This window comes from Sporacetigenium mesophilum DSM 16796 (genome assembly GCF_059569055.1).
Genome location: NZ_JCANUR010000016.1, coordinates 1 through 14,110, shown reverse-complemented (window position 1 = coordinate 14,110; position 14,110 = coordinate 1). Strand labels below are relative to the sequence as shown.

11 protein-coding genes and 4 tRNA genes are annotated in these 14,110 nt (G+C 28.8%); 4 read left to right on the top strand and 11 right to left on the bottom strand.

The window, feature by feature from the left end; all coding sequences use genetic code 11:
• Positions 1–191: 191 nt before the first annotated feature.
• Entirely contained in the window at positions 192–2,219 is a 2,028-nt protein-coding gene (locus BS62_RS11955; RefSeq protein WP_496491509.1) for a penicillin-binding transpeptidase domain-containing protein, read from the bottom strand.
• Between the two features lie 156 nt (positions 2,220–2,375).
• Between BS62_RS11955 and BS62_RS11950 the strand changes: the two genes are divergently transcribed.
• Positions 2,376–3,266 (top strand): TraX family protein, encoded by an 891-nt coding sequence (locus BS62_RS11950; RefSeq protein WP_496491508.1) that lies wholly within the window; start codon positions 2,376–2,378, stop codon positions 3,264–3,266.
• 346 nt (positions 3,267–3,612) lie between these two features.
• Here BS62_RS11950 and BS62_RS11945 read toward each other — a convergent pair whose 3' ends face one another.
• The 3 genes from BS62_RS11945 to BS62_RS11935 all read right to left on the bottom strand — a co-directional run bounded on the left by BS62_RS11945 (position 3,613) and on the right by BS62_RS11935 (position 7,563).
• Positions 3,613–3,741 carry a hypothetical protein gene (locus BS62_RS11945; protein ID WP_496491507.1) on the bottom strand — a complete coding sequence of 43 codons (129 nt, stop codon included), beginning with the start codon at positions 3,739–3,741 and terminating at the stop codon, positions 3,613–3,615.
• Between the two features lie 87 nt (positions 3,742–3,828).
• Positions 3,829–5,553, bottom strand: coding sequence for a flavocytochrome c (locus BS62_RS11940; RefSeq protein WP_496491506.1), 1,725 nt, complete (start codon positions 5,551–5,553; stop codon positions 3,829–3,831).
• A 189-nt stretch (positions 5,554–5,742) separates the two neighbouring features.
• Positions 5,743–7,563 (bottom strand): cache domain-containing protein, encoded by a 1,821-nt coding sequence (locus BS62_RS11935; RefSeq protein WP_496491505.1) that lies wholly within the window; start codon positions 7,561–7,563, stop codon positions 5,743–5,745.
• A gap of 126 nt (positions 7,564–7,689) precedes the next feature.
• On the opposite strand from BS62_RS11935, the gene BS62_RS11930 reads away from it, so the two are divergent.
• Positions 7,690–8,385 carry a response regulator transcription factor gene (locus BS62_RS11930; RefSeq protein WP_496491504.1) on the top strand — a complete coding sequence of 232 codons (696 nt, stop codon included), beginning with the start codon at positions 7,690–7,692 and terminating at the stop codon, positions 8,383–8,385.
• A 279-nt stretch (positions 8,386–8,664) separates the two neighbouring features.
• Here the strand turns inward: BS62_RS11930 and rlmH are convergent, their stop codons facing one another.
• The 3 genes from rlmH to BS62_RS11915 form a co-directional block, all read right to left on the bottom strand.
• The gene (gene rlmH / locus BS62_RS11925; RefSeq protein ID WP_496491503.1) at positions 8,665–9,144 is read right to left on the bottom strand and encodes a 23S rRNA (pseudouridine(1915)-N(3))-methyltransferase RlmH; all 480 of its coding nucleotides are present in this window, start codon (positions 9,142–9,144) and stop codon (positions 8,665–8,667) included.
• 11 nt (positions 9,145–9,155) lie between these two features.
• Positions 9,156–9,947, bottom strand: coding sequence for an MBL fold metallo-hydrolase (locus BS62_RS11920; RefSeq protein WP_496491502.1), 792 nt, complete (start codon positions 9,945–9,947; stop codon positions 9,156–9,158).
• Between the two features lie 89 nt (positions 9,948–10,036).
• On the bottom strand, positions 10,037–11,506 hold the full coding sequence (locus tag BS62_RS11915; protein WP_496491501.1) for a M1 family metallopeptidase: 1,470 nt from the start codon (positions 11,504–11,506) through the stop codon (positions 10,037–10,039).
• Positions 11,507–11,607: 101 nt separating this feature from the next.
• Between BS62_RS11915 and BS62_RS11910 the strand changes: the two genes are divergently transcribed.
• Together BS62_RS11910 and BS62_RS11905 are read left to right on the top strand one after the other, a co-directional pair.
• Positions 11,608–12,660 (top strand): DnaD domain protein, encoded by a 1,053-nt coding sequence (locus BS62_RS11910; protein ID WP_496491500.1) that lies wholly within the window; start codon positions 11,608–11,610, stop codon positions 12,658–12,660.
• 8 nt (positions 12,661–12,668) lie between these two features.
• Entirely contained in the window at positions 12,669–13,661 is a 993-nt protein-coding gene (locus tag BS62_RS11905; protein WP_496491499.1) for an ATP-binding protein, read from the top strand.
• Between the two features lie 48 nt (positions 13,662–13,709).
• Here the strand turns inward: BS62_RS11905 and BS62_RS11900 are convergent.
• The 4 genes from BS62_RS11900 to BS62_RS11885 all read right to left on the bottom strand — a co-directional run bounded on the left by BS62_RS11900 (position 13,710) and on the right by BS62_RS11885 (position 14,049).
• A tRNA-Thr gene (locus BS62_RS11900) sits at positions 13,710–13,784 on the bottom strand.
• A gap of 26 nt (positions 13,785–13,810) precedes the next feature.
• A tRNA-Asp gene (locus tag BS62_RS11895) sits at positions 13,811–13,887 on the bottom strand.
• Between the two features lie 5 nt (positions 13,888–13,892).
• A tRNA-Val gene (locus BS62_RS11890) sits at positions 13,893–13,968 on the bottom strand.
• Between the two features lie 6 nt (positions 13,969–13,974).
• Positions 13,975–14,049: transfer RNA gene (locus BS62_RS11885), tRNA-Glu, on the bottom strand.
• Between the last annotated feature and the right edge of the window lie 61 nt (positions 14,050–14,110).

Sequence of the window (14,110 nt, the reverse complement as noted above, 5' to 3'; positions counted from 1 at the left end):
AATCAATATGTTTTTTGTATTTTTTAAAAATACAATAAAATGAATTATATATATTAAATCTTTCATTTTGGAGATTTTATCTTTAAGAGCCTTTAATTTACGCTATTGAATTCTTGGATATAAAAAGGGACTAACTTTAATAAAGTTAGTCCCTTTTACGCTCTATTTATTTATACTGAAGCAATAATCCTTTACTTATTTAAATAGTAATCCATTATATTTTTTACCTTAGAAACAACATAATGACTTCCGCCGCGATTTTTCACATCTTCTATAATCATAGACACTACTATTTCAGGGTTATCTGTATCCATACAAACAAACCATCCATTTTCTTTTCCTTCTTTATCATCTAAACTCTTCTTTAGTTCAGCTGTCCCCGTTTTACCTGCTAATTGTACTCCATTAATTTTAGCATCGTGACCTGTACCTAATTTATTTTCAATAACTTCGGTAAGAGAATTTAATAAAACTTTTGCATTTTCTTTTGAAATCACATTTTTCTTCCATACCTTATGATTTTTTTCTTCTTTAATTTCTAGTATTGGTGTCATAATATTTCCATCGTTTACAATAGAACTGTATACTAAAGCTACATGTAGAGGACTCATAAGTACCTCTCCTTGCCCATAACCTGTATTAGCTAATAACATATCATCTTTAATAATATTATCTTTAGCTATCTTTGATTTCTCTATAGTATAGTCTATTGGTAATCTTTCATTAAATCCAAACTTACTAGCTTCTTTTATAAAATTATCTTTCCCTATTTCAAGGGCTTTCATGGCAAAATATATGTTATCAGAATATATAAATGCATCATTTAAATTAACAGAATTCTTTGTATCTGAAACTCTAGTAACTTTATAATCTCCCCAAGAAGCATTAGGTTGCCACTTACTTCCATTTATCTCTACAGATTCATTAGGATTTATAATTCCCTTTTCTAAGCCTACTGCAGCAGTAATAAGCTTAAAGGTAGATCCCGGAGAATATACATTATTAAATCTATTTTCAAATTGTTTATTTGAGTTATCTTCCCATTCCTTTCTTAGGCTTTCAGGTATATATGTAGTATATAAATTTGAGTCGAATGATGGAGAGCTTACCATAGCTAATATTTCTCCATTTTTAGGATTTATTGCTGTAGAAGCCCCTAGGTCTTTATTCATTTCATCATATATTTTCTTTTGTATTTCAAAATCTATAGATAACTTTATATCCTCTCCATTTTTAGGTTGTTTTTTAGCAATTTCAATTTTTTCTATTTCTTTCCCATTTTCTTGTTTTGATATATATATTACTCCACCCTTATCTTCTTTAAGTCTTTTTTCATATTCTTGCTCTAACCCAATTATTCCCAACATACTAGTAGAGCTATAGCCTTGTCCTTTTCTTTTTTCTAACTCATCTGCATTTATCGGTCTAATATACCCTACTAAAGAACCAAATGCTTCTCCTCCAGGATATACTCTTCCCTCTGACTTAGTATGTAATACTCCTTGTATTTCCATAACTTGAGCTATTTTATCTTTTTCACTTGGTAATACTTTGACTATTGGAACAAAGTTTTCAGGATTACTATTTTTACTTAACTTATCTTCTATATATGATTCTTTAATATCTAATATCTTGGCCATCTGAGATATGCTAGACTCTTTGTTTTGTTCAAACTTATTCGGGTGTATCCCTATATTAATAACTGTATCATTTATAGCTAATCCTTTCCCATTTCTATCATATATCTCTCCACGTTTAGCGTTAAATCGTTCTACGCTAACCTTATCGTCTTTATCCATACCCGGAAATATCATAGATTCATTCCAATCTACTGTCCACTGATTATTACCATCTAGCTTTTCCTTTTTCATAACTACAATATAATCTGATATCTCTAACTTCCCTGCTAATGTATCCATATTAATAGAAAAATGTATATTAGACTTATCTTTATCTTCGTCTTTAATTCTTATATCTATATTTTCTGCTTCTATTCCGTTATATATATTAGTGTGTCTACTTATAAATTCATCTTTACTTATTCTTTCTTTTGCATTACTTGAAAGCATTTTATACATACCTTCATAGTCATTTTTTCCCCATTTATCCCCGTAGGATTCAACCGTATCATATGCTGTTTGTTTCTGACAACCTGTTGAAATAATTATCACTAGTATCATTGCAGTTAATAAAAATATTGTTTTTATATAGCTTTTCAAACCTTTATCCCCCTTGTTTTTAGTATGTAAATATTTACACTATAATCTTAATACATAATTACATAAATTACCAACTTATCTGTAAATTTTAGGATATTAATTTAGATTATAAGTGTTATAATTATTTGGAATAAATATACATTATAGGGGGACATTATGATTGAAACATCGCTTATTGAAAAAGAAGTTCTACAGAGAAATACGCATCGCAATGATATATTAAAGCTCCTGGCATTTGTAACAATGCTTATTGATCATATTGGATATATGTATTTTCCAGATGAGGTTATTTTCAGAATTATAGGCAGATTGGCTTTTCCTATATTCGCCTATCAAATTGCGTTAGGATACTCTAAGACCTCTAATCTCAAAAAATATGTTTTTAGGCTTTCCTTATTTGCTTTAATAACGCAAATACCATATTCCTTTTTTAATCCAGACCTTAAATTTAATCCTGTTCATTTTAATGTACTGTTTACATTTATTACAGCCATAGGATTGCTTTATGTTTATGATATGGGAATCTTAAGGATTAAGAATTTCATTGAGGATAGAAATTATAAGCACCTTTTATATGGAATATTCTTGCTCATATTGGCTGTTGCAATAATCATCCTTCCTGAAGTAATAAGCTTCATTGTAAAAGGTTTTTCTTTGGAATATGGCTTACTTGCATTAACTTTAGTTTTATTGTTTCATATCTTCAAGGAAAATTATAAGGCTCTTATAATGGGCATTTTATTATTATACTCATTCCATGTTTATTACAGAGTTGCCCTATTTAACTCTCAATATTCATTGACAATACTTTGGAACAATTTCTTCAATATAAAATTTGCATTGAGTCAACTTAGCTTTCAAAACGGATTCTCGCAAATTCAAAAATACTATTTTAATGCATGGGGAGCTCTTGCATTAATTCCTATCTTGAGTTTTGAAAGGATAAATTCAAGCAGAGTTAGGCTTAATAAGTATATTGGCTATGTTTTTTATCCTGCACACATGACTATTTTAGTTATTATTACATTTATACTTAGGACATATTAATTACACCTTATTTGCTATATGATATAAAATTACTTACACTATTATACTTTATTGATTATAATTCCTATAGAATAAAAGAAAATGGCATTGTTTTTTAACTTTGCCATTTCCTTTTATTCTATAGATAATTCTATAATATTTTTATATTTACTTATGATATGGTTCCACGTATCACCTTCAAATGAGGTTTTTATACTATATACTATGCCTTTAAGACCTCGTCAAAAAGTATAAAGTCTATCTTAATACAGATTTAGTTTTCATTTATCCATGATTTTATTATATGATTTAATTTTTCTAGTTCAATATCTTCTCTTCTCAAAACCTATTTTCCTACTTTATCTAATTAATTTATGATCGAAAGAGCTAATTCTACATCAGTTATTCCTTTTAACATTTCTTCTAATACGGGTCTAGCATTTATACATTTACCACTGATACCTTTATCTGAATAACATTTATTCGTGGCCTTCAACAGTAGACCTATTTAATTATATAAAAACTAAAAAACAGACTCAGCACTTCTAAGTGCTAAATCTGTTTTGAATATGTACAAATCTATTTATTTTATAAAATCAACTGCGCTCTTACCTGCAATTCTACCGAATATAGTTATATCAGCTACAGCATTTCCGCCTAGTCTATTACCTCCGTGTACACCGCCAGTAACTTCTCCTGCAGCAAATAAGCCTTCTACTATTTCACCTGAATTATTTAAAACTTCTGCTTTTGTATTTATCTTAATTCCACCCATAGTGTGGTGAATTGCTGGTTTAACTTCCGCTACATAGAAAGGACCTTTATTTAATTCTCCAGCTAAGACTCTTCTACCAAATTCCTTATCATTCTTATTTTTAAAATAACTATTATAATTTTTTACAGTTTTTTCTAGTTCCTCTGCACTAACACCTACTTTTTCTGCTAGTTCCTTTAAAGATGATGCTTCTGTTATTAATCCAGCATCTTTATACTTCTTAATAGCAGCTAATCTACTAACTACTCCTGAATCTAGTACTAAGAAAGCTTTTTTATCTTCTTGACTTAAAATTGCTTTAGACACAGTATCACGAGTTTCAAGTTCGTTTATAAATCTTTTTCCTGCCTTATTAACAAGTATAGCACCTTCTCCTCTTACTCCTTCTGAAATTAATTCATTTCCTACCGCAGTTGGATGAATTTGAATTTGTTCCATGTCAACTAAATCTACATCTAGTTTTTCAACCATTTTAAAAGCATCACCAGTAGCACCTGGTTGATTTGTTGTACTAAAGTCTTTTAATTCTGGCTTATATTTAGTAACTAGTTCTTTATTAGCTCCAAAACCTCCACTTGCAATAATAACTGCCTTTGCATTTATTTTATATTGTTGTCCCTGTGAATTTTCTACCTTTATACCACTTACCTTGTTTCCCTCTGAAAGTATTTCTACTGCTTTTGTGTTTACTCTAACATCTATTCCTAACTTATCAATATTTTCTTCAAAAACACTGATAAGATAACTTCCTATAGGTGCTCCGTCTTTTGTTGTATGAATTCTATCAACACTCTGTCCACCAGATCTTGATATTTTTGATAAATCTGCTCCCAAACCTTCAAGCCAATATATAGCTTCTGCTGACTGCTCTGTAAGTGTTTTTAATAATTCAGGATCGTTTAAATTATGTCCGCCTTCCATTGTATCTTTATAAAAAAGCTCTGGAGTATCTTTTATTCCCTCAGCTTCTTGATATTTTGTTCCTGCAGCATTCATTCCACCTGTAGCATAATTTGTATTTCCACCCATAAAGGAATTTTTCTCAACTACTATTACTTCCTTACCTTCTTTAGTAGCTTCAATTGCAGCTGTAAGACCAGCTCCACCTGCTCCTATTATTACAATATCGGTAGATGTATCTTCTTCCTTATCACTTACCTTTGAAGTAGCTTTTGCTGCTAATATGATACCCGATTTTTCTATAGCATTCTTAACTGCTTCAATTATAGCATTTGATGTAAGGGTTGCACCTGAAATAACATCTACATCTGCTGTATTAGCATTTATAATATCTTTTGGTAGTTGTTCAAAGACACTTTTTGTGAAATCAGATTCATTATTTTCTACAACCTCGATGTTTTTAATGTTAGAATCTTCAATTGTAACTTCCATTTTAATTTTTCCATTTTTACCCTTAGCTTCTCCTATAAAAACCCCGCTATTCTCATTACTTGCAGTTGATTGACACCCTACCATTAGCAATATCATTACTAATGAAAGGCATGTAGCTATAATTCTTTTAAAGTTTTTCATTGCCTTTTCCTCCTATCTTGTTTGTTATTTAACTTACTCTAAGGTAGATTATAATAAGCAAATCTTAAAATATTCTTAGTAAATCTTAAATTTTATTAAGAATATAAAAATTTATTCTAAATTAAGCACAAAAAGGTTTGCATATTCTTATAAATACGCAAACCTTTTAATATAATATGAAATTTATTTTTATGCATCTTTAATATATTTTACGGAAGGTAAATATATCTCTGCAACTGTACCTACATTTATATGACTTTTTAAAATAATATTCCCATTATGCTTCTTAACAATCCCTTGGACGACAGATAATCCCAAACCCGTACCTTCTCCTGTTTCCTTTGTTGTAAAAAATGGATTAAATATTTGACTCAATATTTCTTTATCCATACCTACACCAGCATCCTTGACTTGTATCTTAACATATGTGCCTTCCCCCAAATTAAGTTCATTATATCTCTGTGAATTAATATACACCCTTTCTACGTTAATTTCCAATATACCTCCATTTTTTTTCATAGCGTGATATGAATTTGTATACAAGTTAATCAAAACTTGCTCTAATTGAGTTGCACTTCCAAGTACCATATCGTTGCTACTAATATTTTCTACTATCTTTATATTGTTAGGTATAATAGATCTTATTAGTTTAATACTTTCCTTTATAACGTACTCTATTTCTAAAAGCTTAAATTTATCTATACCATTTTCATTCCTGCTAAATTTTAAAATTTGTTCTATAATTTCTTTTCCTCTTAAAGCACTTTTCTTTATTTCTATTACATCTTCCGTTATACTCTCCTCACTATCTATATTTTCTAATATTATTTCTGAATAACCAAGTATAGGTGATAATAAATTTCTAAATTCATGAGCAATTCCACTAGTTAACATTCCAATAGTTTGAAGCTTTTGAGAATGCTTTAATCTAGCTTCACTTTTAATAAGTTTATCCCAAGCTTTGTTTAATTCCTTTAGATACTTAGCCTCTATTTCTAGGGCCTTTCGCTCCTTGTCTATTTTAAAAATTATATAGGTTGCTACTAATATAAAAATTATAATAATTACAGCAATTAGAGAAATATTGATAAGTGTTCCTTTAATTGGTTGCTCAATTTCCGAATAGTCCATTTGTACAGATATAATCCAAGAAATACTATCATTTTGTATAGTTGTATATGCACTTACTTTTTTTATCCGTTTAAGTTCATTATCCTGCCACCATTTTGAGTGGTAAATATGGTATCCTTCCTTTTCCTCTAGTTGTTTACGATTTAAATCCTCTAACTCCTTCCAATCAAACTCTGGAAACCTTTCTTTTCTTACTCTTATTGATTCTATTCCTATTTGCTCCGTTACAGGATGCATTACAATTATGCCTTCTCTATTCTTTATCATTGCATATCCTTTTTTCCCTGCCTTTATTGGATCAATTAAGCTCTTATATAACTTATTTATATCGATTGTACTAACTAAAATACCAGTGACCTTATTATGTTTAACAACTGGCTGTAGTATGCTAATTACAAATTGGTGTGGTTTAATTTCATATTCTTTTGTGATAAATGCCTTTTTATTTTTTAATACATTATTTATTGTAGAATCATCTATTGTTATTTCTTTTTTATGACTATTCTCAGGATACTTATATACCAACATTCCTTTATCATTTAATAGTGAAATACTCTCCATTTCATCGCCATACTTTTTATAAAAATCTTGCATCGTGACTTGGCATAATCTATATTTTCTTATAGTTTCATTCTCATTTAATGCGTCCGTTATTACAAGATTTTGTGATAATAAGTATAGATTATCAGTCTTATCATTAAAATATACGTTTATATTACTTGAAATAGATTTTGCTATTGTTAAAAGATGTTCTTGTTGTTGTCTTACTACGGTATCCTTATGGTGTGAAAAGTTCTTATATCCAATTAATATCAATATTGGTAACAATATTAAATATATGATTAATGCTGTTTTGAAAAATGATCTGTTATGTTTCAAATAAATACCTCCATATATTAAACCTCTGAATCTGGATAAATTGAAAATCACCATAAAATATGTTATTATAATAACATATTTTATGGTTAGAATCTAAGTCTTTATATAATCTCTAGGAGGCTTTATATGGCAAAAGAAAAAATTCTTATTGTTGATGATGAAGAATACATAAGAAAATTAGTAAAGAAAAGTTTAGCTCATGAAAATTATTTATTTGAAGAAGCCTCTTGCGGCGAATTAGCTCTTGAAATCCTTAAAAATAAAGTGTTTGATTTAATTATTTTAGATGTCATGCTAGGAGATTATAATGGATTCGAATTAATTAAAGAAATTAAAAACCTTGAAGTTAAGTCCTCTATACTTCTTTTAAGTGGACGAAGCGAAGATTATGATAAAATTCTAGGTCTAGGCCTTGGTGCAGATAATTATATTACTAAACCTTTTAGCCCTGCTGTTTTAAATGCTCATATAAAAGCTCAACTTCGAATCTATAAAGAATTTAATAAGCTACAGATTTCTCCATCAAGCTTTATTATTAGAGGATCTTTTAAGTTCGATTTGAAAACTTATAAGCTTTATAAAGACGGAATTTTAATTGATTTATCTTATAAAGAGACTCAGATAATGAATTTTTTTATAGAAAATCCTCATCAAGTTTTTACTAAACAGCAAATTTACAAAAATATTTGGGACGAAACTATTATTGATGAAAATGCAATTATGGTATATATACATAATTTAAGAAAAAAAATCGAGGATAATTTTAAATCCCCTAATCATATATTAACTGTTTGGGGAATTGGATATAAATTTATCCCTTAAGTTATAAAACACATCTATTCCCATAAATATACCTTACTATATGCCTTTTATATACTCTCACTGCATAATTATTGATTATTTAGTCCAAAATTAGAAATACACTAGGGTATCATAAACTTTAAAATATGTATAATATCAAATAAAATGGATAAAAGCGCTCTTAATAATCACAACTAGAAAATGTCACGCTCTGCGTGACATTTTCTAGTTAATTTAAATAATTTCAAACTCTTTATAATATGATAAGGACTTTTAGTTTAAAAGCTATAAAAAGCTCCGTTACTTATGGTACGGTTCATTTTTAATTATTCTAAACCCTCTATACACTTGCTCTAATAAAATAAGCCTCATAAGTTGATGTGGAAATGTCATCTTTGAAAACGACAGCTTAAAATCAGATCTATCTAATACATCTTTAGACAGACCCAAGGACCCACCTATTACAAATGCTATATTACTGTTTCCACTTATACTTAAGTTACTCATTTTATCTGCTAATTCTTCAGAAGATAAATTTTTCCCATCTATAGCTAAAGCTATTACGTAGGTGTTATTCTTAATGTTACCTAATATTTTTTGACCTTCTTTATATTTTATTATATCCATTTCTTTTTCACTTAAATTTTCTGGTGCCTTTTCATCGTCTACTTCTACTATATCTAGTTTACAGTATTTAGATAGCCTTTTGCTAAACTCATCTATTCCTAACTTAATATACTTTTCCTTTATTTTTCCTACACTTATTATTTTTATATTCATATAGTACTCCCTTACACAGCATATAGCTCTGATAATTCTTCTCTTAATAAAACCTTAAGTTTTACATCTTTATCAACTTTTATATTATTTTGACTAAGTATTCCCTTAGATGTTTCATATGCTAATTCCGGGAAGTTATTTTCCTTACTTAAATGAGCCAGTAATATTGTCTGTGTCCCTTTTTTTATTAATTCCGTACAAAAGTTTGCTGCATCCTCATTAGAAAGATGGCCTTTACTTGATAATACTCTTCTTTTCAAATAATAAGGGTATGATCCCATCATTAACATGCTCTCATCATAATTTGATTCTAATACAACTAATTTAGAATCAAATACATTGTCTCTTATACTATCATTTATACATCCTAGGTCAGTTGCTATTGATATTTTTTCCTTACCATTATAGAAATTATACGCTACCGGTTCTGCTGCATCATGACCTATTAAAAATGGTTTGATAAGAATATCTTCTATTTCAAATTGTTTATTACTTTCAAATATTTTTATATTATAATCCTTTACATTTCCTATTTTATCTTTCATAGCTTCCCAAGTATTTTTATTAGCATATATAGGTATATCATGCTTTCTAGATAATATCCCAGCCCCTTTAATATGGTCTGAATGCTCATGAGTTATAAGTATCCCTTTTACAGTTTTTATATCTACATCAGCCTTAGATAAATTTGTTTCTATTCTTTTTCCACTTAATCCAGCATCTATAATTAAATTAGTATTTTTATATCCTACATAGTGACAGTTGCCACTACTTCCACTTCCTACTGAACAATATTTAAACATAATGTTCCCCTTTCCGTCATGCCATAGGATATATTATACCAAAAAAAACAAGTCTTTGAATAAAAATTCAAAGACTTATTTATGGAAATTTATTTATATTGACTTATCATCTTGTTTATATCTACCCCTTCTTTGCTCCAAATTTGAACAAATTCGTCTCCACTTACATTTTTAAATGAGTACATTTTATAATACTGTTGAAGAACATTAAAAAACAATTCATCTCCAACATCTTCTCTTATATTATCAAATACTACTGCGCCTTTAGTGTATACCCCTAAACTATAATCTATAGAATCTTTGTATTCTGTAGTAGGCTTAAATATATCTTCTACAGAATGATTTTTTGACTGATAAATCATCTGATTCATCAATTCCTGTTTTGCGTTTTTGCCATATCTTTGTTCAAAATACAATACAGTAGAGTACTCAGTTAAAGCTTCATCTATCCAAGGTTCACTTATTTCATCATTACCTACAGTTGAATACCACCATTGGTGTGCTGTTTCATGCGCTATAATATACTCTAAAATAAACTTACTCTTATTGTTATATAATGTTTTATCTATCATTACTAAGGTTGGATATTCCATTCCTCCTATAAAGAAGTCACTCGCTATAACAGAATAAGTTTCATGTGGATATTGCCCAAATAATTTATTAAATACCTTTATTGATTCCTTTGCCATATCTAAAGATATATCCCCCATACTATCATTTAAATAATAGCTAAATACTTTTGTTTTACCTACATTATCTGATTTCACCTTAAATTTGTCACTTAATATAAATGCAAAGTCCCTGACATTATTTGCAGTAACTTTGTATAGTGTCTTTTCTTCACTTACTTTTTTATCTTCTATATTTCCAGTAGTGGCCAAAACATACTTTTTAGGAGTCAATATATCTACCTGATAATTACTTACCTCACTATAAAATGGATCTCCTATAGATTCATAACTGCTTGTATTCCAACCTCTCTCATCATAAACACAAGCTATAGGAAACCAGTTAGTAACATTTATAGTGTCATTTCCATATCCAAATCTACCTACTGAATTAGGTAGTTTTATTGTATACTTTATTTCTATTTCTATTTTATCCTTTGGTTTTAAATTCTTATCTAGTTTAACTTCTAATACATCTTCTTTAGCTCCCATTATTTTGTAATCTAATATGTTATTTTTATTAGCTACTCTCTTTATATCTATGTATCCTTCATTAAACCCCTTAGGATATGCCTGCTTTAATTCGCCTTTTTCAAAAGGTGCATATTCTGGTTTTGAAAAGGCATTAGGGTATATATGAAAATATATATCATTCAAATTTTCTCCTGTATTGTTTACATATGTAACTACTTGACTAGACATAATTCTCTTGCTTTCTTCATCAAATATTGCATTAATTCTATAATTATTTATTTGTTCTTCTTTTATATTATTAAATGCAGATGTTTCTTTATAACGTTTATTATATATATTAAATCCACATATTAATATAGCTATACATAATAATAAACTAAATATTCTCCTTGCCTTTTTTGTTATTACTATAATCAAAATAATTTCCCTCCTTGTTTAATAATGAATAAATTTTTTAATTTTCTATAACCTAATTTTGTACTGTATTTTGTGTTATAATTTATGCTGAGGTGATTTGTATGTTCATTAAAGAAGTTAATGAGATAGATTTAGGCGAAACTCCTGTTGACAATATATTCATAGATATATTTATGCCCATGGCAAATGGTTTATACGTCAAAGTTTATCTCTTAGGATATAGATATGCTTGTGACTCATCTTATAACCCTAATTTTAATAATAATTCTATAGCTAGAAATTTAAATGTACCTTTATCAGATGTATTAGCCGCTTGGGATTTTTGGGAATCTAAAGGTATTATAAGAAAGCAGAAAAATTATGAAAAAACTGAATATGATTATTCTGTTGAATTTTTAGATCTAAAGAAATTATATATAGAAAATATATTAAAACCTAATCAGCCTAAAAATAGCAATACAGAGGATTTAATATCCATAAATGAAAATCCTAAAGTTCAAAAGATGTTTAATTCTATAAACGAAACAATAAACAGGCCTTTAGTTCCAAATGAAAAAATTCAAATATTAGATATGATGGATAAATATAATATGAATCCAGATATGATAAAAATGGCATATGAATTTGCAAAAGAAAAAAGAGGAGTAAAAACAGTTAATTATATAGAAGGTATAATACGTAATTGGTATGATGCTAAGATATATACTCCTGAAGATTTACAAGAATCTTTATCAACTAGAAATGAACGATATATTATATATAAAACTATATTTAATGAACTTGGATTTTCTAGGGAGCCTTCTAAGTCAGAAAAGGAAACTATAGATAATTGGATTGATAAAATGAACTTTGATATAGAACTTATATTACAAGCCTGCTCTAAGTCTAAAAACACTTCAAATCCTTCTATAGCTTATATAAATGGGGTATTAAAAAGTTGGAATGAAAAAGGATTCAAGAATATAAAGGATGTAGAGTCAAATGATAATATACAAAATAATCAATCGAAACAATATAGCCATCCAAAACAAAATAAACAAACAAATACTTATACAAAAACTAAGTTTCACAATTTTGAAGAAACTTTTACAAAATATAGTCCTGAAGAACTTGAAAAATTAATAGAAGCTAGCCAAAAAGAAAAATTTAAGTAGGTGATTAAATGAATGATAGTAAGTTAAGGGAAATACTCTTAAAGTATGAAAGAAGAAGAGATAATGACGACTATGCACTTCAAAAAAGAAAACAAGAAGTTTATGATAAAATTTCAGAAATAAAAAAAATAGACGAAGAAATATCTAAAACAGGCTTACAATTAGCAAGAGCTGTTCTATTAGATCCTAAAAAGCGTGAAAATCTTGTAAATGAATCTAAAAACAAGATGAATAATCTAAAAAATCAAAAAGAAGAAATATTATCTAAATACGGCATACCTCTTGACTATTTAGAATTAAAGTACTACTGTGACTCATGTAAAGATAAGGGTTTTTTATCTAATGGAGAAAAGTGTAATTGCCTTAAACAGGAAATAATAAATGAAGCTTATAAAATGTCTAATTTAGATAGATTGTTAAACAAAGAAAACTTCTCAAACTTTGATATATCTATATTTTCTAATTCTAAATCAGAAAATGGTACTATATCTCCTAGGGAAAACATTTTAACAATTCTATCTATATGTGAAAATTTCGTTTTACAGTTTGAAAATGACAATGAAGAAAACCTACTTTTTTATGGTTCAACAGGATTAGGAAAAACATTTATGTGTAACTGTATAGCTAAGGAGCTTCTAGACAAAGGCTATGTTGTAATATATCAAACATCATTTAAAATCTTGGATATATTAGAAAGCTACAAGTTTAAAAAAGGCAATGATGTAATTAATGAAGAAAATTATAAAAATTTATTTGAATGTGATCTTCTTATAATAGATGATTTAGGAACAGAAGTTACTAATTCCTTTACTAATAGCGAGCTATTTAATATAGTAAACTCTCGATTAGTTGAAGGAAAGAAAACGATAATATCTACAAACTTATCACCTATGGAAATAGGTAAAGTTTATACTCAAAGAACTTTATCTAGAATTTTGGATAGCTTTAGAGTAATTAAATTTGTAGGAAATGACTTAAGATGGGAAAGTAAAATTAAATAGTTTGTAATAAAAAATAACCTTAGGTATATACCTAAGGTTATTTTTTATTGGAGCTAGTGATAGGAATCGAACCTACAACCTGCTGATTACAAGTCAGCTGCTCTACCGTTGAGCCACACTAGCATATACATTTTTCTCACAAATTAATTTGGCGACCTGGAAGGGACTCGAACCCTCGACCTCCAGCGTGACAGGCTGGCATTCTAACCAACTGAACTACCAGGCCGCAAATGGTGGGATTAACAGGGCTCGAACCTGTGACCCCCTGCTTGTAAGGCAGGTGCTCTCCCAGCTGAGCTATAATCCCAAATTTTGGTGACCCATAGGGGAATCGAACCCCTGTTACCGCCGTGAAAGGGCGGTGTCTTGACCGCTTGACCAATGGGCCTTATTAAGTTTGTTATATGGTGACCCATCCGCGACTCGAACGCGGGACACCCTGATTAAAA